Genomic DNA, 24779 nt, shown 5'->3' on the forward strand with positions numbered 1-24779 from the left:
CGAGCCGCCTAGCGCACGACGGGCAAGGTGACCTTTTTCGCCCACGCGCCGCGCCATCGCTCCCGCTGCGCCGGAGGACCGCCCGTGCCCGCGTTCGTCCAGTGGGGTTTGTCGAAGTGCTTCATGCACCAGTTGCAGGGGAAGTGGTCCCACGCGTCGAGCGAGCCTTCGGCCATGGCGGCGAGCCTCGCGGCCTGGGCCTCGTGGATGATGCCGAGCAGGCGGCCGTGGGCTTCGAGCAGGCTCGTCGTAGCGAGGTCGCCGGCGACGTCGCGCGGCGGGCCCGCGCTCGGGACGCCGGCGTGCTGGCAGCAGAGGTTCAGCCGGCCCTCGACGTCGACGTGGAGGGCCTCGCTCTTCATGGCCTCGCAGACGTGGAAGGCCTGCTCGCGGTAGAACCCCTCGGGCATCGTGACGGGCATGGTGAGCGCGGCGGCGAGGCGCTCGATGCGGTGCTGCGCGTCCTGCCAGGCGCGGGGCGGCAGGTACAAGGCCTCGTCGTGGTGCGTGCCAGTCGCCTGGAGCATGGAGAGCGAGGCGCGCGCCGCGCCAAGCTGCGCGGCCATGAGGCCAAACGCCTCGATCTGATGCACGTTGCGCGCGTGCAGCACCATCTGGAGCACGAACGGGATGCCGTGCGCGGTGCAGAGAGTGACGGCCTTCATGACGTCGCGGAAGCTGCCCGCGCCGCGGATCGCGTCGTGCGTCGCCTCGTCGGCGCCGTCGAGGCTGAGGTTCACGGCCGTGAGGCGCTCGCGCCGTGCAGGATCATCACGCACGAGCGAGAGGAGCTGCTCGAAGCGCCGGCCGTTCGTGACGATGTGCCACGTGCAATCATGCTCGACGATCGCGTCGAGGACGCCTTCGAACTCGGGATGGAGCGTGGGCTCGCCGCCCGTGAGCGCGACCTGGCGCGTGTGGTAGCGCCGCCGGGCCTCGGCAAGGACCTTGCGGATCGTGTCGAGCGAGAGATCCTTTGGCTTCTGTCCGGGATCACGCAGGCAGTGCTGGCAGTCGAGCTGGCAGCGATCCGTGAGGTGCAGGGCGATCCACGTGACGGCCATGGCGGATGGGAGCTCCAGGAAACGCGCAGCGGGGCCGCTCAGCCCATGACGACCATGCCCGTCGCCGGGCCCATGGGCGTGAAGAGCGTCGCGCGGGCGACGGAGCGCTTCTTCGTGAGGCGCGGCGGCTCGTAGGGCTTGCGGGGGTCGTCGGCCTCTTCGCCCTCCGCGTGCGGAGGGGCTTCGAGTTCGGCGCTTCTGTCTTCGATGTCGGCCATGCGCGTCGTTCTCCTTCTACCGCCGCCGCAGAGGCGCGCGCCTCCGATGACGCTTCGGCCAGCGTACCACCCGGGTGCGGAGGCCACAACGACGGCCACCGGACTTCGTTGCACCCGCGCAGCGGCGCATTCAGACCGCGCCCGTAAGCGGGGCGAGCAGCGCGTGCGGGTAGGGGCCTTCTTCGAAGAGCACGACCTCGTAGCCAGCCTCGAAGGCCACGCGCGGGATCTCGTCGGGTGAGAGGTACGAGAAGAATCCGCCATCCGGGTAAAACTGATCGCCCGGCTCGCTGCGGCCGGGAGCGCCCATCGCGGTGAAGGCGCGGCGGAGCGCGTCGCGCAGGCGTCCCTTGGTCTCGGTCTTCGCCTCGCTGTCGTGGCGGAGCTGGAAGCTCGTGAGCACGACGGCGCGTGGCGCGAGCGCGCGGACGGCGCGAAGAAGACCGAGCCGCGCGGAGGCAGGCAGGACGTGCGAGAGGCTGCCCCAGCCGAGGATCACGGCGTCGAAGGAGAGCGGATCGCCGAGCGAGGCGAGCGGGCCGCCGCGGCCCTCGGAGGCGGCGATGAGGTCGTCGTAGGAGCCGAGAAGGATCTCGGCGGAGCGGCCTCGGGTGAGCGTGCGGGCGCTCTCGACGAAGTCCTCGCAGGGGTCGAAGGCCGTCACTTCGTAGCCGCGCTCGAGCAGGGCGACGACTTCGCGCCCGGCGCCGGCCGCGCCGACGAGCACGCAGCCGCGGCGGGGGAAGGTGGGCGCGTCGAGGACACGTTTTTCCCAGGTGAAGAGGCCGCTCTCGAAGCGATGGCCGCCGGGGAGGTAGGTCTTCTGGCGCGCGTAGAGCGCGGCGGTGAGGGCGGCGCGATCGGCCTCGGGGATCCAGGCGAGGAGCAGCTCGTCGCGCAGGCCTTCGCGCGCGGTGGCGATGCGGTGTGCGAGACGGTCGGCCGCGAGCAGGGCGCGAATCCAGGGAGGGATCCTGTACGTCACGGGGCGCATCCTAGCGTCGCCGCATCCATCGGGGAGCCGTTTCGCTGGGGCGTTGCCCCAGGCCCCACCAGGGGCTATCCGCCCCTGGACCTGGACCAGCGCAAGCGCTGGACCCGGGGTCGATGAACTGCGCGATGCGCAGTTCATCGAACAGGCCGAGGCAAGACCGGCGAGCGACGCTGCCAATCAAGACAGCCGCGCTGCCATTTCGATCGGCAACGCTATCCCACCGGCCTGTGGGAAGAACTGCGCATCGCGCAGTTCTTCCCCCTGAGGTCCAGGGCTTGCCCTGGTTCGGGTCGAGGGGCGAACAGCCCCCGCGGGGTCCGGGGCGGCGCCCCGGCGCGGCGGCCCCAAGAAAAGACCCATGCGCAGGCCCCACGAGCAGCGCGTGCCTTTCGATCGGCCTCGCTGTCGGAGGGATATTCGCCGAGGGGATGCGAGGAGGGGATCCATGCGGGCGGTCCTTTCGGGGATCGAGTCTCGACCTGGGTGGTCGTAAGGCGGGTCGCATGCTGCCCGAGGCGCGACGAAGAAGATAAGGGGGGTTCGTAGGCGTGACTCCGACGCGCGCGCGCAAGGGGGGGAGGCTCGTGGGCCGCGACGTGGACCTGGGTGAAAGAGGGCGCAGGGGTCTTTGTTTGGAACACGCGCGCGGACTGAAGTGGGCGCGGGGGTCCTCGCGTCGCGCTCGGCGTGCGCGCGAGGAGGCACGCGACCTCGATGGTCGCGACGCGAGCGCCGAGCGACGAGGCAGGAGACCTCCTCTCTTGGCACGCGTGTCGCGAGGCAAGAGCCCTCTGCCTTCCTGTGTCGGCGTCGACGCGCGAGACGAAGGGGGGCGCGACCTCCAAGGCGGAAGCTCACGTCGCGTGTCTTTCGGGCGGAGCGCGGCGCTCATCGGGTTCGGGTCGGAGGTTTCGAGGGGCGAGGGCTTCGAGGTTCGCGCGCGAGAACGAGGCGGCGAGGGGCGGGGGCGGTTTTGTCCGCGATCGAGAAGGAAGTGACGAGGCCGGGGGGGTCTTGGGCCGGTGTTCGAGGGACGTGCGCCGAGGGGCGCGGGCGTCTCGGCTGGGGGTCGAACGGGGGGTCGGGTGGGGGCGAGGGGCCGTGGAGGGGGGTGACCCTACGCTCTAGATCCCCAGCCCTTGGTCGAGCAACTGCGTGTACAGCTTCAGCTCGTCGTAGGTAGGTTGGCGTGCGTAGATCTCGAATACCGCGTCGTTGACGAGCTGCACGTATTCCTTTGCCTGCGCCAGGCTGCGGCCATCCAAAAGCTGGAGCGACCAGAAGGCCCGCTCGGCCGGGTTGGGTACGCGGCCGTAGTGCTCGCTGTAGATGCGGTCGACCTCGAGCGCCTGGGCCTCCTGCTCATGCAGGCGGAAAACCACGGACGCCACGTCCCCATCGCCGTAGCCGAGGTCGAGCAGCTCGCGGCCGGCGCGCAGCTCGTCCGCGGTCGGCTGGCGGTGCAGCAGATTGGCGTAACGGGCGCCGATGCGCGCGTTCTGCGCCTGCTGGTGCGCCCTCCAGTTGCTCGAACCGACGGTCCGCTCGTACTCGTACGAGAGGCGCAGGCGCACCGCCGAGAGGGGCACACGCGCGCCCTGGAACACGGTGCGCACCGAGAACTTCGCCCACGGCGAGGGCCGGGCGAAGAGCATGAGGTTTCCGTCGTCGCCGGTGAGCAGCGCACGCAGGAGCGACGCGGCGGCGGGGCTCGGCTGGTGCATGGTGAGCGTTCCGTTCTGCGAGCGTGCCGTCCAGCGCAGCGGGTCGCGCGTCTTCTGGTTGTAGTGCTTGAATACGTGCACCACGCCCTCGTGGAAGATGCGCGACAGCCCGCCGTGTTCGAACACCAGGTCCATGAAGCTCGCGCCTGCCGGCGGCGCGCCGGCGAAGCGTAGGTCGACGACCTCCAGGCCCAGCAGGCGCAGGTTCTCCTCTTCGAGACCGAACACGCCGCGCTCGGCGAAGTCGATCTCGAGCGGCGATCCCTCGTTGATGCGCGCGATCTCGTCGGGGGTGAGGTCGATCTCGACCTGGGTGGTCTGCAGCCGGCCTGCGTGCTCGGTCACGACGAGCTCGACCAGCGACGAGATCTCTTCGCGGTAAAGCGTGTACAGCTGCTCGTCCTGCTCGGTCGAGATCACGCCGGTGGCGTCGTTCTTCACCAGCGAAAGCACCTCGTTGAACAGCCGGGTGAGCGTCAGGTCGCCCGGGTACGGACGCAGCATGGTGTACTCGAACGAGCGCCCGAGCAGGTAGTGGTACTTGAGCAGCCGCTGCTCCGCCTTGGCGCATGTCGCCGATGGCGAGCATGGCGCGCTGGGTGAGGAGCACCTCGGTGATGCCCTCCTCCTCGGGCAAGAGCTCGGCGAGGTGCAGGTAGTGCTCGCCCATCTTGCCCGCGGCGTTCTCCAGCTTGTCGAGCGTCTCGGTCAACCGGGCCGCGAACGCCTCGCGCTCCTTGGTGATCGCTGCGGCCTTCTCGGCGACCTTCTTGAACGCGGCGTCCTCGCCCTTGAGCTTCTCGAGCTCCTTCTCGAGCTCCTCCTTGGGCGCCTCGGCGCTCGCGAAGAGAGCCTTGTGCTTCTTGGCCTCTTCGATCACCGGCGACAGCTTGGTGGCGAGCTCCTTCACCCCCTCCCGCAGCGTCTTCTTGGTCTTCTTGGTCTCGGGCTTGACCTTCTCCTCCTTGGCCTTCTTGGCCGCCGCTGCCGCCTCCTTGGCCTTGTCGATCGTCTCGCTGGCCTGCTTGACCTGGTCGGGCAATGCCTTGATGGAGTCCCAGGGCGCGTCGCTCTTGACCTCGGCGATGGCGTCGAGCGCAGTGCCGGCGATCGCGCCCGTGTACGGCTGGCCCACCGGGATCAGGCGCGCGACGCTGGCGAGCACGCGCAGACCCTTCTTCCAGAACGGCACCTTGTGGCGATCCTCGACGTTCTCTCGCGCCCGCGCCTCGAGCCGCTGCTCGGCCACCAAAAGCTCACCCTCGAGCGTCGCGAGGTGGCTGGCCGCCGTCTCTGCGTCGATCTGCAGTTGCGGTAGCGCCAAAAGCGCGTCGTTGTATTGCGACTCGAGGGTACGGATCTCCTGGCGCAAGAGGTTCTTGGCCGCGTCGATGGCTGCGGCCCGGTCGACCTGACGCTCCTGCGTTTCGGTGATCCAGTCGGCCATGTAGATGGTGCGGATGGCCCACCTCACCTCCTCCTCGAAGAGCAGTTTGTTGGCCTCGAGCGAGAGCGCGGGCACCCAGTGCTCGGGGTTGCCGAAGTAGTCCTGGCGCGCGGCCAACTTGCCCAGGAGGGTCTCGACGCGTAGCTCCTGCTGCTCGAGCAGCGCTTGGTCGCCGAGGGCGAGCGCCTGCCAGTCCGGGCTTTTCTGGTAGGTGTCGAGCGCCTGATCGAGCGAGGTCAGCTCGTCGACGGCCAGGGTGCGGAAGCCGTTCAGGAACGCGTCCTCGACGAAAGACAGGGTCATGGCCACCGAATGGGGGTGCAACCAGGCGAATGGCGCGTTCACCAGCTCGGCCTCGCCCGCGTCGCCGGTGGAGCGGTTGGGCAAGGGCGAGTCGACGCTCCGCCCGTCGGTGGGCGTGGCCCGGGTGACCGAGGGAACGATGAGTCGATCGGCTGTAGAGGTCGACCCGCCACAACCTCGGCAAGCGGGCGTGGAGAACCCAACCAGGTGCTGGCACTTTGCCGAGGCCAGCTTGAGCGCGGGCGTGGGCTGGCCGGCCCGGCCGCCCCTGTAGTACCCGGCACTCAGGCCCGCACTCCCCCCCAACATTTCGGCGTAGGGCGCGAGGCCAGGCAGGTTGGCGTGCAACGAGCCGGCGTTGCCGGGTTCGCCCGGGCGCCCACCCGGGCTCGCGTTGGTGCCGCTCGTGGGAAGGTCCACCCCGAGCGCGACGGCATTGTTTTCGAGCTCGTCCAGGGTCAGGGGAGCCGGGTCGAACTTGAAACTGGAGACGTGAAAGTTCATCGAGGCGGCGATGCCGTGCTTGCGCGCGCACTTGAGCAGGTCCTGATGCGCGCTGGCAAAGGTCGTTTGCGATACCCCCGGGGCCCCGTGCTTGCCCGGGCCCGCGTTCTGCCCGTTGCCCCCGTTCATGCGAAAGCGCGGGAAGCGATTGCCCTGCGAGGAGAACTCCTTCACGAACAGGTGCACGTCGCCGGCGGACTGGCCGTTGTCGCCGTTGCGAAATTGCTCCGCGCCGACGGGCGGCTGTTTCGCCGAGGTGTCGATGAGCGCCGGCTCCGCGCCGGTGTCCTCGAAGCGCAGCTCGCGGGCGTAGATGCGCACGTGGGCGCCGGGCACCCGGATGGGGCGCCGTACGATCAATCGCTCGGCGTAGATGTCCAGCCGGGTGACGTTGCCTGCCTGGATGTCCTTCCCCATGCTGTTCACGTAGGCGTCGTCGAGGACGATCAGCTTTCCGGCAATCTGCACCTCGCGGGTGCCATTCGGCCACTTCTGCCAGTTGAAATCGGTGCGCGTCGGATCGAGCTTCTGAAAGGTGTTGACGTAGCGCTTGTCGGCTGGGTCCGGCGCCACCACCACCGGCTGGGTCGTGGTCGCGACCGAGGTTTCGACCGGAGAGGGCTCGACGTCGCCCAAAATGCAGGCCGACATGCCGAGCACGAGCGCCGAGAGTGCCAGAGGCAACGAGCCGGATGTCATCATGGTCGTTCTCCTCAGAAGGGCGCGTAGTCGCCGTGCTTGTCGGTGCGTGAGTTCTCGCCGCCGAGGATGGTGGCGGACTTGTGCTCGGCCGAGCCGGAGTAGCCGCCCAGGATCTGCAACTGGCGCGTTGCCAGCGTCAACGAAGTCACCTGGACGCGTAGCGCTTCGAGCGGGGCGTCGCCGGCATCCTGAGCCCACACGACCGCGGGCAAGAGAGCGGCAGCGAAAACGATGGCCAAGGTCTCCTTGGTCGACATGACTTGGTTCCTTTTCATTGGTTCGGAATTGCGCGAGACGAAGAGCGGACGCGCCAGCTCGGCAATGGGTGGCACGCTTGGTCAGGATTCCGGCCCCGACACGCGGCGAGTGCAGCGACGAGACGTGCGACCGGCAGCGACTGAAGATTGGAGGCCCCACGCCCACGCCTCGAGCAAGCCATGAGCCATCGCCCCGAGCGCTTCATTGCGGGGGCTCGCTCTCGCGTCGCTTTGCAGGCAACTTCAACGCTGGGAACGTTTCGAGAATACCAAGCCGGCAAGAATCATCGTCCGGGGCGTTCGCGCCGGATGGGCGCAGCTCTGCGGAACATGTTGTGGCTCGTGCCGTTCAAAAATGGCCGCGCTGCCATTTCGACCGGCAACGCCGTCTTTGGTCTTGCCACCGGCGCCTTGGAAGAACTGCGCATCGCGCAGTTCTTCCACAAAAGGTCCAGCGCTTGCGCTGGTCCGGGTCGAGGGGCGGACAGCCCCCGCGGGGTCTGGGGCAGCGCCCCGGCGCGGCGGCCCAAAAGAGATCCTTTGGATACTCCCTTCTGTTCAGCTTGTCGCAGCGCGGTGGCGGATCGTCACCGAGGTCGGCAACGGGCCGAAATGGGACCGACGTAGATTGGTATGGGCGGTGCTTGCGAAAGAGGCATGAGCAACCGCCGCCTCTTCGGAGCCACCGCTATCGCCCTCTTTCATACATTCGCGGCCGGATGCGGCGACTCTCCTCGAGAGAAAGACGACGCGGCAGAGGGCGCGCAAGCGGTGGCCGTGGCGCGGCCTCCGCAATTCGTGATTCTCGCCTTCGACGGGTCGTACAACCTCTCGTTCTGGCGCGAGTCGCGCGCCTTCGCCGCGGCGAACAAACTGAAATTCACGTACTTCATCAGCGGCGTGTACTTCATTCCGAACGCGGCCAAGCTACGTTACAACGCTCCGCGGCACGGCCCGGGGAAGTCGGCGATCGGGTGGGGCGGGACGGTCGACGAGATTGCCGAGCGCTTCGAGGAGGTCAAGAAGGCTGCGGCCGAGGGGCACGAAATCGCTTCGCACGCGAACGGCCACTTCGACGGGAGCTCGTGGAGCGAGGCCGACTGGGAGAGCGAGTTCGATCAATTCGAGGAGATCATCTTCAGGGGCATCGGGCTTTCGGCTCCCGAGCTCGGCTTCGGCCCGCGCGACGTCGTGGGCTTTCGTGCGCCGCTGCTCGCGCACAGCCCCGGTCTTTTCAAGACGCTGGTGAACAAAGGCTACACGTACGATACGAGCCGAACGAACGCCGCGAATTATTGGCCCGAGAAGATCGCGGGCATCTGGAACTTCCCGCTGGCAGAGCTCCGCATCGTCGGCTCCGGCAAGGCCACGCTGTCGATGGACTACAACTTCTACTTCGCCGATTCAGGCGCCAAGCCGGACCCCGACCACAAAGAGACGTACAAAAAGCAGATGGTCGACACCTACATGGCCTACTTCGAATCGAACTACTTCGGCAACCGCGCCCCGCTGCACATTGGCCACCACTTCTCGAAGTGGAACGGCGGCGCATACTGGGAGGCCATGCAAGCGTTCGCGCAGGCCGTGTGCGGTCTGCCCGAGGTGACATGCGGCACGTACAAGGACCTCGTGAAATTCGTCGAGGAGCACGAGGACGAGCGGCGCGATCTCCAAGCCGGAAACTTCGCCCCCCTGTCCGAAAACGACTGAGCATGGGTTTCATCTTGGGAGGCGCTGCGCTGGGGCTTTGCCCCAGGCCCCACCAGGGGCTGTCCGCCCCTGGACCCGGACCAGCGCAAGCGCTGGACCCGGGGTCGATGAACTGCGCGATGCGCAGTTCATCGAACAGGCCGAGTCAAGACCAGGAACGACCCCGCCAACCAAGACAGCAGCGCTGACATCTCAACCGGCAACGGGCCTGTTGGAAGAACTGCGCATCGCGCAGTTCTTCCACGAACAGTCCAGGGCTTGCCCTGGTTCGGGTCGAGGGGCGAACAGCCCCCGCGGGGTCCGGGGCAGCGCCCCGGCGCGGCGGTTTGCGATTCAAATAGGGTTAAACAATGCGCACCCTCGCCGGAATCGTAGGTTGGCACGATTTCGGCTCGCGTATCGGGCGTCCATCCTTTACCTTCGGGGCCGAAACGGAGACAGCCATGAGCCGCATGAAACCCCGAACCACATTTGCCAACCGCCTCGCGCTCTCGCTCTCGCTCTTCCTCGTCGCGCCCGCGCTTGCCATACCCGCGTGCGGCGGCGAAGGCGGCAACGGCGGCTCGGGCAACCAGGGAGGCAGCGGCAATGGTGGATCCGGCGGGAGCGGCGGGGCCGGCGGCATCGGGTTCCCCGGCAGCGGCGGCAACGGTGGAAGCTCGAGCTCCGGGATTGATGCTTGCGTCTCCACGAACAAGACCGCCGAGCTGCGCCCGCTCGACATGTACGTGATGCTCGATCAGTCGGGCTCCATGGTCGGCTATCACGACACCTCCAAGTACGACAATTGCACTGCGGCCGTGGAGGACGGCGGGCTCGTCTCCATCTCGCGGTGGAAGGACGTCACGACGGCGCTGAACGGGTTCATGAAGGATCCGAGCTCCACCGGGATCAACGTCGGCCTCGGGTTCTTCCCGCCGTATCAGGCGCCCACGCCTGGCGCGACGAAATGCCAGGACAACATGTGCGACATCAACGAATATGCGACGCCCGAGGTGCCCATCGCCGCGCTGCCGGGCAACGTGACGCCGATTGCCGACGCGCTCGATTTCACGCCTTGTCCGTGCAACGGCACGCCCATGTCGGCGGGGCTCCAGGGCGCCGTCAAGTACGCGAAGCAGCGGGCGGCGGAGAACCCGGATCACGTCGTCGTCGTCGTGCTTGCGACGGACGGCGAGCCGAAGGGGGATTGCTCGGGTGGGAGCGACGACGACGAGAATTATACCCCGCCCACGGAGGTCGCACAGGACGCGTTCACGGGCTCGCCGAGCATCCCCGTTTACGTCATCGGCGTGGGGGACCTGCTCTCGTCCCTCAATGGCATCGCAGCGGCGGGTGGGACGGGCCAGGCGTTCCTGGTGGACGGCGATCAAGGGACGACGGCTGCCTTCGTCCAGGCCCTCAACGACATCCGTGGCAAGGCGCTTTCCTGCGAGATCGCGATCCCGGCGCCGCCTCCGGGAGAGACGCTCGATCCGAATCTGGTCAACGTCGTGTACAAGCCGAGCGATGGCTCGCCGGAGGTCACCTTCACGAAGGCGGCCGATGCTGCGGTCTGCGCCGACGTCCCCGGGAGCTGGTATTACGACGACCCGGCCAAGCCGACCCAGATCATTCTGTGCCCCGAGGCGTGCTCGAAGATCAAGGGGGACAACAGCGCGCAGCTCAACGTGGCCTTCGGCTGCGAGTCGGTGATCGCGATCCCGAAGTGAGGCGTCACCTCGCCGTGATCCGATCCCCCACGCGCGCCGCCGCATACCGCGCGAGGCCTCGCGCCCACGCGCCGAGATCGTCCCGCAGCGGCGTTTGTCCCACGACCCACCGGATGCCGAGCGCTGCCTTCGTGCGCGGCACCGGAAACCCTCCCACGTCGTAAAACGGTACGAGCGCCGCGCGGCGGAGACGTCCGGGATCGAACGCCTGGACGAGCGCGGGATCGACGCTCGCGGCGCCGAGCGCTCGAAGCGTCGAGAGCATCACGAACATCACCGTCCCGAGGCGGAATTCGCGTGCTCGCTCGACGAGGACGCGCTTGTCGATCCCGCCTCGCATCAAGAGCTCCAGATCGAGCAACGCGATGTCGTGCCGGAACTCGTGCCCCGCGGCGTGCAGCGCCACGAGCAGCGCATGATCCTCGGCCGACGGCAAGAGCAGCCCCGAGAGCCCCGGCGCGGGCGTCGCGCGATCTTCCACGGCCGTGAGATCGATCGGCCGCGGCACGATCTTGTCGAGCGTCCCGTGCACCTCCACGAGCAGGCGCATCTCTCCGGCGCGCGCGACGAGCTGCGTTTCGCCGAGCATCTCGCGACTCCTCGGGCGAAAGCGATTCTCGTGCAGCTCGAGCCCGGCCGCCGCGAGCGCTTCGATCACCGCACGCTCGCGCTGCGGCGGCACGAGCAGATCGACGTCGCTCATCGGACGCGCGGCGGGCGAGGGGTAGATCGTCAGCGCGAGCGCCGCGCCTTTCACGAGCATCGCGCGCTCGCCTCGCGCCACGAGCGCGCGCGAGACGAGGCCAAGGACATGCGCGCGCAGCATCGCCTCGGCGTGCGCCTGCGGCGTCGGCGCCGGCATCACGGCGCGCGGATCACGCAGCAGATCGAGGATGGGCGTCGGGGGCGTCGTCATGCGGAGAGCCGGAGCACGTGGTTGGCAAAGCCGAGCACGGCGGGATCGTGGATCGCGGCGATCACGCGGCGGCGCGTGGCGAGGCGTCGAAGCAGCCCGGCGAGCTCGGTGACGCTCGCAGCATCGAGGTGCGCTTCGGGTTCGTCGAGCACCACGAGCTCGGCCTCGCGCACGAGCGCCCGCGCGAGCATCACGCGCCGCGCTTGCCCGCGCGAGAGCGAGCCGAGGCGAAGCTCGAGCGCCGCTGCATCCGAGCCGGCGCGCGCCCGGAGCACGTCCCAGAGCCCCACCTCGTCGAGGGCGGATGCAAGACGGGAATCGGGCGCATCCGCGTCGAAGGCGCGCAGCGACGCGGCGATCGTCGCGTCCGGCGGTTCGAACGGCGCTTGCGAGACGAAGGCCACCCGATCCCCGAAGCGCGCATGTCCCGGCCCCGGCGGCTCCTCGCCGCCGATGAGGACACGTCCTTCGTCCGGACGAACGAGGCCGAGTACGAGGTAGAGCAGCGTCGTTTTCCCCGCGCCGTTCGGGCCGAGCACGGCGAGGCTCTCGCCGGCCGGGAGCACGAGCGAGACGTCCCGCAGCGCGGGCGTCTTCGACGCGAAGGCGCCTTCCCGCGGAGGGTACGCGTATCCCACGCCGTCGAGCCGGATCTCCGCGCGAGCATCGAGCACACGAGCGGACGCGTCCACGGCCGCGGGACGAACCTCCGCGTCGCCCAACGCCCGCATGTCCCCGAGCGACGCGAGCTCGCCCCGCGCATGGACGAAGTTCCCGAGCCCCGCGATCGTCATCTGCAACGTGGGGATCGCGGCGAGCACGAGGAGCAGCGATCGGTGCACGTCGCGCCCTTCGCCGGCCTCGAACGCCTTCACGCCGAAGAGCTCCGCCGCGCCGAGCGCCGCGGCGATCGTCGCGAGCAGCGCGCCCCAGCCCGCGATCGCGCTCGTGGCGCGGGCCAAAAGCTCCGCCGAGGACCACGCCGACACCTCGGCCCTGAGCTCGTCGGCGAAGGCCCGCGCGCGCCCGTGGGCCACGAGCTCCGCCGCGCCGGCAAACCCCGCCGACGCCTGCGCCAAGAGCACACGCGCTCGCTCGAAGACCACGTCCCACGCCGCCTCGACGCGCTTAGCGCCGAGGATCGTGACGAGCCCGCCCGTCACGCCCGCGAAGGCGAGCGGCGCGAGCGCGGACGCCCCGAGCGCCGAGACGAGCAGCGCGGTCACAACGGGCACGGCGATCGCGCCGGCAAGCAGGATCGCCACGCCCTCCACGGCCCAGCTCACGAGCACGGGAAGCGCTGTCGAGAGCCGCGCGGACGTGACCTCCGGAGGTGGCATCGCCACGACCGCGCCACGTTCGAGCGGCGCAACGAACAGATCGACGACGCGGAGGCGCACCTCACGCGCGAGGGCATCCGCGGCCCGCGCGCGGACGAAGCTCAGGGCGGCCGCGACCGCGAGCAGGAGGAGCGCGTCGCGAGGCCCGCGGTCGCCGAGCCAGAGGGCCGCGAGGGGCAGGGCGACACGCTGCGCGCACGCCGCGGCCGCGACGACCCCGAGGCTCGGCCCGGCCCCGCGGAGCAGCATGCGCGCGGGGGCGAGGGAGGTTCGCGGGGAGGTCGGGGCCAGCTCGGGCACTTGGGTGGGGTCGTTTGCGGGCGAGCTCGGCCATGAACTTCACCCGGGGGCGTCCCGGCTTGATAGCATCGGCGCGGCCACCGCGGGGATCCCGCGGGCGAGCCCTCACGCGAGCACCCCGATGTCGACCTTCCACTCCGCTCCCCGCTCGTCTCGATTCCGCGGCCACGCGCGGGCGCTGTCGTTCCTCTCGGCGCTCGCGTTCGCGGGCCTTTCCTTCGCGGCGTGTAGCCGCACCGGCATCGGCGCACCCCCGGAGGAGACCGGCCCGGGCGGCGCGGGCGGGCAAGGTGGCGTCGGCGGCGCGAGCTCGACCTCCAGCACCGGCGGCGGCGGGCAAGGCGGCGTGGGCGGCGCGCCGATGTGCGTCGTGGCTCAAGATTGCGTCGACGCGGACCCTTGCACGACCGACACGTGCATCGACGGCGTCTGTCAAAACGGTCCGCGCGACGACGACGCGGATGGGTTTCCTCCGCTCGCGTGCGGCGGGACGGACTGCAATGATTTGAACCCCAAGGTCTTCCCGGGCAGCCCCGAGATCTGCACCGACGCGGCGGACAACGACTGCAACGGCGTCGCCGACTGCTCGGATCCCGCCTGCCTGCTCGCGCCGACGTGCGGCTGCGTGCCCAAGCCGGGCGGCGAGTCTTGCGCGAACGGCGAGGACGACGACTGCGACACCATCGTCGACTGCTTCGACAACGATTGCCTGGGCACGCCGGCCTGCGGCTGCAAGCCGAGCGAGGCGCTCGATTGCGAGAACGGGTTCGACGACGATTGCGACGGCAGCATCGACTGCGACGATCCGGACTGCTTCAGCTCCACCGCCTGCTCCTGCCAGGCGCTGACCGAGTTCTGCAGCGACGGGGCCGACGAGGACTGCGATCTCCTCGTCGACTGCGCCGATCCCGATTGCTTCGGCATCTTCCCGTGCGCCTGCCAGCCGCCGGGCACGCCCGAGGTGTGCACGGGCGGGATCGACGAGGATTGCGACAAGCTCGTCGATTGCGCCGATCCGAGCTGCATCGTCTCGCCGGCCTGCCAGAACTGCACGGCCGAGATCTGCGACGACGGCAAGGACAACAACTGCGACAACAAGATCGACTGCGCCGACCCGGCCTGCTTCTTCTCGCCGAACTGCGCGCCCAAGCCCGAAGTCTGCAACAACGGGCTCGACGACGACAACGACACGCTCGTCGACTGCCAGGATCCCGACTGCGCGAACAACCCGATCTGCATCCTCCAGCAGGCGAACTGCCTCTCGCCGAAGCTCATCCCCGGCACGGGCCAGTACACGGGCGACACCACGGGCAACGTGAGCGAGACGAAGGGCGTCTGCGGCGGCGACGCCGGCGAGGCGGTCTTCTATTTCGTGCTGAACCAGCCCTCGCGCGTCCACCTCGACTCCATCGGGACGAGCTTCGACTCCACGCTCTACGTGCGCACCGGCAAATGCAACTCCGGCAAGGAGATCGGCTGCGACGACGACAGCGCGGGCGTCACCTGGTCGGCGAAGCTCGACTTCACGCTGCTCTATCCGGGCACGTATTACGTGTTCCTCGACGGGTACACCGTCGATCCGGAGCTCGGCGCGAACGAGGGGCCCTTCGTGCTCAACGTGGAGATCGAGCCGAACCCGAAGGAGAAGTGCGACGACGGCCTGGACAACGACGGCGACGTCTACGTCGACTGCGCCGATCCCGACTGTGCGAGCATCGGCATCTGCGCGACCTGCCTCAATGGCGGCCCCGGCAAGCCCGAGTTCGGCGTCGCGGCTTGCACGAACGGCATCGACGACGACTGCGACGGCGCGAGCGACTGCGCGGACGAGGACTGCAGCGCGAGCGATTATTACGTCACCGAGTGCTGCGACGGCCAGGACGAGAACGGGAACATGATCCCCGACGATTTCAACTGCCGCTGCGCCTCGAACGACGACTGCCCGAGCGGGCAGGTCTGCTACACGCACACCGCGTACGCCTGCGGCATCCCTTGCACGCAATACTTCGGCGACATTTGCCCGTTCGTCGCGGCGGGATCGTATTGTAATCCTGCGACGAACCAATGCGAGTTCTGAGCCGACCCGTCCGGGCGTAGGCGCGGCTCGTCTCGCGCCCACGTGATCCCGAACACTTGCGTTTTCCGTGCCCGTCGCTGCCAGGCGGGGGGCACGCGTGATACCTTCATCGGCGTAGCTTCGCAGAGGGACGAGGAGACCGGGGGCGGATGACCCTTCGTATCGTCTACGTGCCGATCGCCTGCAGCATGCCGCTCCTTTATGCTGCGTCGCGGGGGTTTTTCGAACAGAAGGGGCTCTCCGTCGAGCTCCGCAGGGCCCCGAGCTGGGACGCCGTGCGGCGGCTGCTCACCCACGACAAGGTCGACGCCGCGCACGTCCTCGCGCCCCTCGCCCTCGCCACGGGCCTCGGGATCGACGGACGCGCCGCCCCGATCCGCGTCCGCGCCCTCCAGAACCAGAACGGCAGCACGCTCGTCCTGGGCAAGAACCAGGGCCGGATCACCGCGCCACACGAGCTCGTGGGCAAGGTCCTCGGCGTGCCGCACCGCTTCTCGATGCAGTATTACCTGCTCTGCGACTGGCTCGCGCGGGGAGGCGTCAATCCCTTGATCGACCTCACGATCCGCGAGGTCCCGCCCCCGCGCATGCCGCGCTGGCTCGCGCTCGGGCGCATCGACGGCGCGATGTTCCCCGAGCCGTTCGCGCAGCTCGTCGTGGATCGCGGGGGCGGCGTGGCCTGCATGCAGAGCCGCGAGGTTTGGCGGGGCCATCCCTGCTGCACGCTCTCGTTCGGGGCGAGGTTCTGGCGAGAGGCGCCCGAGCGCGCCGCCGCGCTGCTCGAAGCCGTCGTCGAGGCCCAGGTCGAGCTTGATCAGATGGATCCCGAAGGTCGCCGTGCCGCCGCCGGCCTCGTCGTCGCCCGCGGCTACCTGCCCGCGGAAGCCTGCTCCGCCCTCGAAAAAGCCCTCGCCGGCGAGCCCATGAGCCCAAGCGACGCCCTCGGCCCCGATCGTCTCTGCTTCGCCCCCACGCCCTTCGTGGAGTACGGCGTGTGGATCCTCGCGCAGATGCAGCGCTGGGGGCAGCTCGCGGGCGACGTCGAGCACCTCGCCGCCGCGCGCGCGATTTTCGAGGCCGAACCGGCGCGCGGGATCGCGGCGCGTCTCGGCATGGACGACACGGTCCCAGAGCTCGACGGCGTGCGCGGGTTCTCCTTCGACGATCCGCTCGGCGCCGTGCGAGCGGCGCCCTTCTGTGCCCATCGCACCGAGCGCCCGTCGCCGCCGCGGGCCACGCTTTCCGAGCCTGCCCGCGAGCGCATCCACCGCATCCTCGACAGGCTCGCCGACATGGCCTGGGGCGCGCCCGATCTCGGGCTCTCGACCTTCGAGGACGACGAGCTCGGCGAGCTCGAACGCGCGCTCGACGAGTCGATCCGGGCCCGCGCGTTCGCCGAGGAAGCGCTCGTCGAACACATGGAGCTCGAAGAGGCGCACGCGCGGCAGGACGCGCGGATCGAGGCGCAACGCACGCTCATCCGCGAGCTCGCCGCGCCCCTCGCGCCCGTGCTCCCGGGCGTCTTGCTCCTGCCGCTCGTGGGCCGCATCGATCGGGAGCGCGCGGCCGACATCGAGGAGCGCGCGCTGCGCGCGGCCTGGGAACGATCGGCGCGCCGCGTGATCATCGACGTGACCGGCGCGCGCCTGATCGACGAGGAAGCGATCGCGCTCGTCCTGCGCCTCTCACGCGCGCTCCGCCTGATCGGCGCCGAGTGCCTGCTCGTCGGGGTTTCCCCGGAGGCCGCGCGGATCCTCGCCGCGAGCCCGGATCCGGCCGGATTGCCGCGCTGCGTGCGGGATCTCTCGGCGGCCATCGGGGCGCCCGAGGCCGCATTTCCCCGGTGATTTCGCGCAGGAACGAGCCCATCCCGCTCCGGAATTCCCCGACGGAGTATCAGGATCTTCACGGGTTTCGCGGCTCGGCTAAGGCGGGGAAGATTTTCGACAAATCATGGATCGTGCTGGACATTGGGAGAGGGATTCTGGGAGCGATCTCTTCTTCACCTCGGACGCTCGATCCTCCGTTCTCCGCGAGGAGAGCAGAGCTCCCGCGCGGTCCGACGAAACGCACGCGTGCGGCGCTCGCCGGCGCCTCGCTTGCCTCGAGGAGATCACGATCGCGCTTCTCACCGCGACGGGCGAAGACGCCGTCGCCAAGGTGATCCTCGAGCTCGGCGCGGCTGCACTCGGGGCGAGCGCGGCGCTCGTCGCGATGGTCGAGGACGATGCGCTCGTGATCCTCGATGTGCGAGGGATGCCCGAGGAAACGCTCGCGCAGTGGCGAAGGCACCCGCTCGACGTCTCGACCCCGCTCGCAACGGCCGTGCGAACGCGCGCGCCCGTGTTCATCGAGACCGAAGCGGAGTGGTCAGCGGCGTTTCCAGATGCCGTGCGGGCCATGATCGGTCCGCGCGGGCCACGCATCGCGCTCCCGCTCATCGTGGGAGATCGGGTCCTCGGCGGGATAGGCTTCTGCTTCCCGGCGAGCGTGCGGTTCACCGAGGATGACCGGGCGCTCGCGGTGACGCTCGGGCGCCAGTGCGCGCTCGCCCTCGATCGAGCGCGCCTCTTCGATGCCGAGCGCAAGACACGCGCCGAGCTCTCGCTCTTCGCGCGGCGGCTCGATCGCCTCCAGCACACGACGGCCGCGCTCGCCGCGGCCACGACGCCGCTCGAGGTCGCGCGCGCCGTGGTGGGCGACGCGCGCGCGGCCCTCGCGGCCGATCGCGCCGTCCTCGCGATCCCCACGCCCGACGGACAGAGCCTCGTGGTGCTGGAGCACGAGGGCGCGGCGCCGTGGGCGAGCGGGACGCCGCATCCGTCGTTCCCGCTCGACGCGAACATCCCCCTCACGGTCACCTTCCGCACGGGCGAACGCCTGTGGCTCTCGTCGAAGGCCGCGATCGAGGCTCGTTTCGTGCCTGCGAGCTGGGGCGGCACGGCCACGCCGGGCTCGCTGCTCGGTTTCCCGCTCGTGGCCCGCGGCCGCACGATCGGCGTGCTCCTTTTCGGCTGGGGTGCCGAGGGCGCGCCGGACGTGGACGGCGCTTCCATCGCCGAGGAGATCGTGCACCGGAGCGCGGTTGCGCTCGACCGGGCCATGCTCCACGCCGCCTTCGAGCACGAGAACCGCACGCTCACCGCGTTCACCGCGGCTTGCCCCGTGGCGGCCATGATCCTCGATCGCGACGGCACCGTGCGCGTCTGGAACCCCGCGGCCGAGCGCATGTTCGGCTGGTCCGCGGCCGAGGCCGTCGGGCGCTTCTTGCCCATCACGGACAAACGTCACGAGACCGAGGCGTTCATCGCGCGGGTCGCGGGGGGCGAGGTCCTCTCGGGCATCGAGGTCGAGCGCAGGCACAAGCTCGGTCACACCATCGACATGTCCCTCTACTCGGCGCCCGTCGTGCATGGAGACGGCACGGTCCAGTGCCTGTCGATCTGCATGGACATCCGGGAGCGCAAGCAGGCCGAGGCCGAGCTGCGCCGCGCCTACGAGATCGCCCGCGACGCCGATCGGCGCAAGGACGAGTTCCTCGCGCTCCTCGGGCACGAGCTTCGCAACCCGCTCTCCCCGATCCTCACGGCGCTCTACCTGATGCGCCTCAAGGGGCGCACTTCGGGCATCGAGCGCGAGCGCGAGGTCATCGAGCGCCAGGTCCAGCACCTCGTCGCGCTCGTCGACGACCTGCTCGACGTTTCGCGCATCATGCGCGGCAAGATCCAGCTCAGCACGCGTCCCATGGAGATCGCCCGCGTCTTCTCGCAGGCCATCGAGATCGCGAGCCCGCTCTTCGAGCAGAAGCGGCACGAGCTCCGCGTGGACGTGCCGGCCGAGGGGCTCGTCGTCGACGTGGACGAGACCCGCATGGCGCAGGTCCTCGCGAACCTGCTCACGAACGCGGCCCGGTACACGGAAGCGGGCGGGCACATCGCGGTCGCGGCGCGGCGCGAGGGGGCGGAGGTCATCCTCTCGGTGCGGGACGACGGCAGTGGCATCCCCTCCGAGATGCTGCCCGTGATCTTCGACCTCTTCGTGCAAGGCGCGCGGGGCGCCGATCGCGCGGGCGGCGGGCTCGGGCTCGGGCTCGGCCTCGTGCGTAGCCTGGTCAAGCTGCACGGGGGTACGGTGAGCGCGCACAGCGACGGTCCGGGCAGGGGCAGCGAGTTCGAGGTGCGCCTGCCTGCGCTCTCGCCGCGCCGCGCCTCCTCGCCGGACCTTCCTGCGCCCGTCTCCCTGCGGCTCAGCAAGGTGCGGCGTGTCCTCGTCGTCGACGACAACCGCGACGCGGCGCAGATGCTCGCCGAGGTCCTCGCGAGCCATGGCCACGAGGTCGAGCTCGCGCACGACGGCCCGCAGGCGCTCGCCGTCGCCGCGTCGTTCCGGCCCGAGGTCGGCATCCTCGACATCGGCTTGCCGGTCATGGATGGCTACGAGCTCGCGCTCGAGCTACGCGCGGCCTACGGCGATCGCATCATGCTCGTCGCGGTGACCGGCTACGGCCAGGAGCACGACAAACGCCGCGCCTTCGAGGCGGGTTTTTCCCGGCATTACGTGAAGCCCGTCGCGGCCGACGCGCTCCTCCGCGAAGTGTTGCCTTGATGGGCTGACGCGCACTCGGGTCGAGCGCGAAGGCGCGGGCGGGGGAGGTAGCTTCCCGCCCGCGCGTCGATCCTCAGTGGATCTTGATGTGGACCTTCGGGCCGCGGCCCTTCCAGCCCCACTTGCCCTTGCCCTTGCCCTTGCCGTGGACGACAACGACGGGCGGGGTCGGGACGATGACGACGGGGGCCCAGTTTGCCACGACGAACAGGCCCACCACGGGCGCGCTCGGGCCCACGACGACGACCGCGCCGGGGTGCCACCCGCAGAGCACGACGACCGGCGTCGGCACGTCCTCCGGGTAGAGCACGACCGTCAGCTTGTGCGGGTTCGTCTTCACCACGAGCTTGCCGGTGAAGTAGAGGCCCTTCGGCTCCGGGTCGAGCTCGACGTACTCGGGCGTGTTCGCGACGACCGCGATCTTCACCTTCCGCTTGCCGACGGGGATCGGCTTGAGATCGTCGTCGAGCACGTAGACGCGCGACTCGCCCGTCTTCGAGTCGGCCACGATCTCGATGAGATCATCGCCGGCGACCTGCAAGACGCCGCCGTTCGGGCCCTTCTTGCCCTCGGGGAGCTTCACTTCGGCGCTCACCTTCGCGGTCGCGACGAGTTCGTGCGTGCCGCCCTTGGGCACGTACAGCGTGCTCTTCAAGGGTTTGCCCTTCACCTGGACGTCGTACGTCACCTCGGTGAGATCGTCGTCGAGCTTGGGGATGTCGGCCGTGTGCACGCCGGCCTTCGCGTCGAAGACGAGCTTCGCGGTCACGGGCTCGGCGCCTTTGCGCGCGGGCTTCACGATCACGTTGCCGGTCACGCCATCGTCGAGCGGCGCGCCGTCGGGCGACTTGAAGCGGGCCTTCACCTTGCCTTCCGGCGCGACGGCCCACGTCACGGTCGCAGCTTCGTGCTGCTCCGTGATCGCGTCTTCTGCCGCGATGTTCTCGGCCGTCACCTCGGCTTCGGCCTTGTCGTCGTTCTTCGAGCACGCGGGCAGCGCCGCGACCGCGGCGAGCGACAGCGCGACGAGCGTGGAGTGCAGGAGCTTTTCGAGTCGCATCCCGAACATCCTACCCAGAATCGCCCCTCCGCGCGATATCGATCACGACGAATCCCTGCCTTTTCCGGCCTCGACCGCGCGCGTGCGGTGGAAATGCCGCATGGTAACTGGGATTGGCAGGGGCCCTTCGACGGGTGGACACGTCATATTTGTCGTTTGCGGACGGACCAAACGAAGCCGTCGTAGAAGAAATGCATCAAGGCCACGGTCTGGACGAGGCTCCAGAGCGCGCGGCTCTCGTCGGACGTGATTTCGGCGAGGGCGCCGTAGCCGAGGGTCACGCAGGCGAACACGGCGGCGGCGATGGGCGCGCCGAGCCGGAATTGTTGGAGCCGCAACCTTTGGAGGAGCACGCGTCGCTCCGACCACCAGACGAGGCCGAAATATTGCACCGCGTGAAAGAGGTTCATGATGAGAAAGGCTTGCCCGAAGGGGTTCCAGCCCCAGGCCCAGATCGAGCAGAGGCCCGTCGTAGCGAGCAAAAACACCTTGGGGAAGCTCACGGCGTGGCCGCGCCGTGCGAGGCGGACGTAGCTCCGCACGTAATGGACGAGGAACAGGCCTCCCCCGACGATCACGGCCCAGGCGATGGTGCGCTGGTGGGACGACATCGCGATCGGGATCTCGGTGAGGAAGAGGGCGCCGACGTCCTCGAAAAGCTCGAACTTCTGGAAATGCGCCAGCATCGTGGCGCCCGAGACGATGGGGCCGGCGTAAAGCAAGAGGTTCAGGCCGAGATCGAGCCCGCGGAGCGCGGTGGGATCGTTGCCCTGGTTGCGCTCGTAAATGCGCCCGAGGCCGAAGGTCTGGAGCGCCGAATGGTAGACGTCCCAGAACGTGACGAGCACCGTGGCGATCACCACGGCCCACATCGACGTCATCATCGCGGCGAACGCGGCGATCGGGACGACGAGGAAGCGGAACTTGTGGCGCGGGAACACGTCCGGGTTGAGGTGGCTGCGGACGAACACCGCGACGAGATGGGCATTCACCACGATCCCGAGCAGCAGCGTGCTCCAGGTGACGCGCTTGCCGGCGAGCCAGAATCGGTCTGTCGCGAGCCACGTACCCGAGATGAGTGCACCGACGATCACCGAGGCGATCGGTGGCAGCAGGAAAAACACCCAATCGTAGACGGGGCCTGCGATGTAGGCGGATCGGGCCTTCGTGGCGCTTTCGGCGGGCCTCGTCGCGCCCTGCGTCGTCATTCCGTGGCCTCAGCCTCGCCTTCGGGCGCGGGCGCGGGCGCGGGGTTCGCGAAACGCAGGGTGACGCCCTTCTCCGCGAGGTGATCGACGAGCCAGAGCACGAACAGGTTGAGCCCGAGCATTTCGAGCGACTCTTCGACCGCGTCGATGAGCCCGTATCCGAGGTTGTGCGTGCCATTCTGCTCGGTCCAGTACCCGAGCGGCAGCTCCATCCCCACCGCGCCGCCGACGTAAATGGCGCCCGCGGCGAGGAACCGGATCCGCGTTTTCAGCGGCAGATGCCGCAGGAACGGGATGTACGCGAGGCCCACGAGCAGCACCACGACCGCGGCCGGGATGACCCAGCTGAAGTAGAGGACGCCCGTGAGCTCCACGAACGTGCCGGCCATTTCGTGGAACTCGAAGACCTCGTCCACGGCGATGTACGCGAAGCCCGCGGAGAGCCCCCACCAGTGCGCGACGAAGCGCTCGCCCGCTCGTTTCGTGGCCGCCGCGGCGAGCGCGAGCAGGAGCGACGTGAACCCGAGCAGCGACGCCGTGTAGAACGTCGGCACGTTGCCCTCGTAACTCATCGACAGGAAAGGCACGATCCCGCTGCGGCTCGGCAGCTTGTAGAGGGGCTTCAGCACCTCCACGATCACGCCGCCGAGGACGACCAGGCTCATGGGCACGAAAAGAAGCGGCCGGAGCCTCGATTTCGACAGGACGACGTCCATCCCAGTGCCTCTACACTCGCCCTTCGATCGGGCTCATCATGCACCCGCGCGGAGGCCACGCGCAAGCCTCACGTTCGTGGTATCAAGGGTTCGTGCACGACGGTCGTCCAAGCTTCACATCCATGGCCGTGGCCACGATCCGGGCGCTTTACACCGATCTTCCAGCGCCTTTCGCCGGCGCGCGGGATCCCATCGCGGCCGCGCTCGTCCCGCGACCCCTCTCGCTCGCGGCGCGCCTCGCCTCGCGGGCGGCGGTCACGGAGCGCGCAACGGCGCTCGTTCATCGCGGGCTTGGTCTCGCCTCGCTCGGCATGACGTACCACGTCGCGCTGCGCACCCAAGCGATCGACGACGCGCTCCGCGAGAGCCTCGCGCGCGGCGTGCGGCAGCTCGTCGTGCTCGGCGCCGGGCTCGACGGGCGGGCGTATCGCATGGACGAGCTCGCGGACGCGGCCGTTTTCGAGGTGGATCACCCGAGCACGCAGCGCGACAAACGGGCGCGCCTGCGGGCGGCGCGGATCGAGCCCAGGGCGCGCGAGGTGCGGCTCGTGCCCGTCGATTTCGAGCGTGACGATCTCGGCACCTCGCTCGCGCGGGAGGGTTTTTCCGCGGAGGAGCCCTCGTTCTGGATATGGGAGGGCGTCACCATCTATCTGACGCGCGCGGCCATTGCGGGCACGCTCGGCTCCATCGGCGCGGCGAGCGCGCCGGGCAGCCGGGTCGCGCTCACGTATTCGCCCCCGCGCAAGCCCCGGGTCGAGCGGGTGCTGCTCGCGGGCGGGCACGTGATCGCGCGCGCGCTCGGCGAGCCCATTCGTGGATTCATCGAACCCGAGGACCTCGCGGCGCTCGGCCGGGATGCGGGGCTCGACGTGCTCCGCGACGAGGGCGCGGACGCGTGGGCGGAGCGGTACTGGTCGACCGAATACGAAGGCATTTTCGAGTGGGAGCGGCTCGCGATCCTGGAGCGACGCGCAGGGTAGTTCGTTAGAACGAACCGCGGAGCTCGGCCACGCCCGGCACGTTTCGTTCGGCGAGCGAGCGAATCGTCCGGACGACGATTTCGTATTTGCCCGGCAGAGGGCGCGCGAGCAGGGCGAGGCACGTTTCGAATCGACCGAGCTCACGGAGCGCCTCCGCTTTCATCAGGCGTTCGTCGGGGTCGTCCTCGGAGAGCAGGGCGACGAGCGCTTCGAGGTTTTCTGCAGCTTCGTTCGACCACGCGACGGCCGCCACGGAATCGGCGCCCCGGCGCGCGTCGTTTCCGGCTTGCCAGGCTTTTATTCGTAGCGTGAGCACGGCCTCGCGATTCGGAGCGAAATCGCCGCGCGCGAGCGTCGCAAGGAGGTCGCGCTCGCCGGGCGGCGCGAGATCCGGCGCTTCGATCCATTCGCGCGGCGTGGGGCCTTCATACCCCTCGCGAATCGTCACCACGTACTCGACCTCGGCCCCCATCTTTTCGAGCACCTCCGCGCGGGATCCAGCCTGGAGATGCGTGAGCCCCGTCGCGACCGTCACCGGCAGCGCCGCGAAAAGGGCCTCTTCCGACCAGGCCCCGACCTTCAAGCGCAAGAGCGAAAAGAGCGGAATGGATTTGCGCCGGATCGCGGTGACCCGGAGCGCATAACTTTGCGCGCCGAGCTCCTCGACGATGGTCATCGTCCCGGCCCGCGTGGCGTCCTTCGGGAAATGCACGAGCCCACAGGCCTGGCAACGCGCGACCTCGGGCCGCTGAGGCAGCATCGGCATGTCCCCCTTGCCATCGGTCCAGAAACGGGCGCCCATCGAGCTCCCCGAGCCGATCGTGCGGTCCTTGGCGAATGCGCCGCAACGCGGGCAGGTAAGGAGATGGATCGGGCCGGGGCGCACGCATCGAGTATCGGTGCGGCAGAGGCCGCGATCAAGCTCCACTGTCGAGCCCT

General features: G+C 69.1%; 19 protein-coding genes. 6 read left to right on the forward strand and 13 right to left on the reverse strand.

From position 1 onward, the window contains the following. Window positions 1–8 precede the first annotated feature (8 nt). The 7 genes from KEG38_RS26960 to KEG38_RS26990 form a co-directional block, all read right to left on the reverse strand. Entirely contained in the window at window positions 9–1064 is a 1056-nt protein-coding gene (locus KEG38_RS26960; protein ID WP_272422793.1) for a radical SAM protein, read from the reverse strand. Between the two features lie 38 nt (window positions 1065–1102). Then, a complete protein-coding gene (locus KEG38_RS26965; protein ID WP_272422794.1) occupies window positions 1103–1282 on the reverse strand; it encodes a hypothetical protein in 180 nt (59 codons plus the stop codon). Window positions 1283–1412: 130 nt separating this feature from the next. Next, window positions 1413–2267 carry a class I SAM-dependent methyltransferase gene (locus tag KEG38_RS26970; RefSeq protein WP_272422795.1) on the reverse strand — a complete coding sequence of 285 codons (855 nt, stop codon included), beginning with the start codon at window positions 2265–2267 and terminating at the stop codon, window positions 1413–1415. A 1133-nt stretch (window positions 2268–3400) separates the two neighbouring features. Beyond that, the gene (locus tag KEG38_RS26975) at window positions 3401–3658 is read right to left on the reverse strand and encodes a hypothetical protein (protein WP_272422796.1); all 258 of its coding nucleotides are present in this window, start codon (window positions 3656–3658) and stop codon (window positions 3401–3403) included. Next, window positions 3639–6956, reverse strand: a complete 3318-nt coding sequence (locus KEG38_RS26980; protein WP_272422797.1) for a coiled-coil domain-containing protein — start codon at window positions 6954–6956, stop codon at window positions 3639–3641. Before KEG38_RS26980 ends, KEG38_RS26975 begins: the two co-directional genes overlap by 20 nt. Before the next feature lie 11 nt (window positions 6957–6967). Continuing rightward, on the reverse strand, window positions 6968–7213 hold the full coding sequence (locus KEG38_RS26985) for a hypothetical protein (protein WP_272422798.1): 246 nt from the start codon (window positions 7211–7213) through the stop codon (window positions 6968–6970). A gap of 243 nt (window positions 7214–7456) precedes the next feature. Beyond that, window positions 7457–7657: a hypothetical protein gene (locus tag KEG38_RS26990; protein ID WP_272422799.1), complete on the reverse strand. Its 201-nt coding sequence runs from the start codon at window positions 7655–7657 to the stop codon at window positions 7457–7459. 213 nt (window positions 7658–7870) lie between these two features. Here KEG38_RS26990 and KEG38_RS26995 point away from each other — a divergent pair, with 213 nt between their 5' ends. Both KEG38_RS26995 and KEG38_RS27000 read left to right on the forward strand, forming a co-directional pair. Next, the gene (locus KEG38_RS26995) at window positions 7871–8923 is read left to right on the forward strand and encodes a polysaccharide deacetylase family protein (RefSeq protein WP_272422800.1); all 1053 of its coding nucleotides are present in this window, start codon (window positions 7871–7873) and stop codon (window positions 8921–8923) included. Window positions 8924–9366: 443 nt separating this feature from the next. Further along, the gene (locus KEG38_RS27000) at window positions 9367–10635 is read left to right on the forward strand and encodes a vWA domain-containing protein (RefSeq protein WP_272422801.1); all 1269 of its coding nucleotides are present in this window, start codon (window positions 9367–9369) and stop codon (window positions 10633–10635) included. Window positions 10636–10639: 4 nt separating this feature from the next. Here KEG38_RS27000 and KEG38_RS27005 read toward each other — a convergent pair whose 3' ends face one another. Together KEG38_RS27005 and KEG38_RS27010 are read right to left on the reverse strand one after the other, a co-directional pair. Beyond that, window positions 10640–11551, reverse strand: a complete 912-nt coding sequence (locus KEG38_RS27005) for a nucleotidyltransferase family protein (RefSeq protein WP_272422802.1) — start codon at window positions 11549–11551, stop codon at window positions 10640–10642. After that, window positions 11548–13140 (reverse strand): ATP-binding cassette domain-containing protein, encoded by a 1593-nt coding sequence (locus KEG38_RS27010; RefSeq protein WP_272422803.1) that lies wholly within the window; start codon window positions 13138–13140, stop codon window positions 11548–11550. The genes KEG38_RS27005 and KEG38_RS27010 overlap by 4 nt, the downstream gene beginning before the upstream one ends. A gap of 172 nt (window positions 13141–13312) precedes the next feature. Here KEG38_RS27010 and KEG38_RS27015 point away from each other — a divergent pair, with 172 nt between their 5' ends. From KEG38_RS27015 to KEG38_RS27025, 3 genes are all read left to right on the forward strand, one after another. Then, window positions 13313–15268, forward strand: a complete 1956-nt coding sequence (locus tag KEG38_RS27015) for a MopE-related protein (protein WP_272422804.1) — start codon at window positions 13313–13315, stop codon at window positions 15266–15268. A 149-nt stretch (window positions 15269–15417) separates the two neighbouring features. Further along, entirely contained in the window at window positions 15418–17115 is a 1698-nt protein-coding gene (locus KEG38_RS27020; RefSeq protein ID WP_272422805.1) for an ABC transporter substrate-binding protein, read from the forward strand. Between the two features lie 106 nt (window positions 17116–17221). Further along, complete coding sequence (locus KEG38_RS27025) at window positions 17222–19873, forward strand: ATP-binding protein (RefSeq protein ID WP_272422806.1); 2652 nt, start codon at window positions 17222–17224, stop codon at window positions 19871–19873. 73 nt (window positions 19874–19946) lie between these two features. Here the strand turns inward: KEG38_RS27025 and KEG38_RS27030 are convergent, their stop codons facing one another. The 3 genes from KEG38_RS27030 to KEG38_RS27040 all read right to left on the reverse strand — a co-directional run bounded on the left by KEG38_RS27030 (window position 19947) and on the right by KEG38_RS27040 (window position 22857). Continuing rightward, on the reverse strand, window positions 19947–20933 hold the full coding sequence (locus KEG38_RS27030; protein WP_272422807.1) for a hypothetical protein: 987 nt from the start codon (window positions 20931–20933) through the stop codon (window positions 19947–19949). Between the two features lie 143 nt (window positions 20934–21076). Beyond that, on the reverse strand, window positions 21077–22141 hold the full coding sequence (locus KEG38_RS27035) for a hypothetical protein (RefSeq protein WP_272422808.1): 1065 nt from the start codon (window positions 22139–22141) through the stop codon (window positions 21077–21079). Next, window positions 22138–22857 carry a DUF8692 domain-containing protein gene (locus KEG38_RS27040; RefSeq protein WP_272422809.1) on the reverse strand — a complete coding sequence of 240 codons (720 nt, stop codon included), beginning with the start codon at window positions 22855–22857 and terminating at the stop codon, window positions 22138–22140. Before KEG38_RS27040 ends, KEG38_RS27035 begins: the two co-directional genes overlap by 4 nt. Before the next feature lie 92 nt (window positions 22858–22949). Here KEG38_RS27040 and KEG38_RS27045 point away from each other — a divergent pair, with 92 nt between their 5' ends. Continuing rightward, a complete protein-coding gene (locus tag KEG38_RS27045; RefSeq protein WP_272422810.1) occupies window positions 22950–23840 on the forward strand; it encodes a class I SAM-dependent methyltransferase in 891 nt (296 codons plus the stop codon). A 4-nt stretch (window positions 23841–23844) separates the two neighbouring features. On the opposite strand, the gene KEG38_RS27050 is transcribed toward KEG38_RS27045, so the two are convergent. After that, entirely contained in the window at window positions 23845–24726 is an 882-nt protein-coding gene (locus KEG38_RS27050) for a hypothetical protein (protein ID WP_272422811.1), read from the reverse strand. Window positions 24727–24779 lie beyond the last annotated feature (53 nt).

Origin of the sequence: Polyangium jinanense, assembly GCF_028435265.1 — a bacterium.
Lineage (GTDB): Bacteria > Myxococcota_A > Polyangia > Polyangiales > Polyangiaceae > Polyangium > Polyangium jinanense.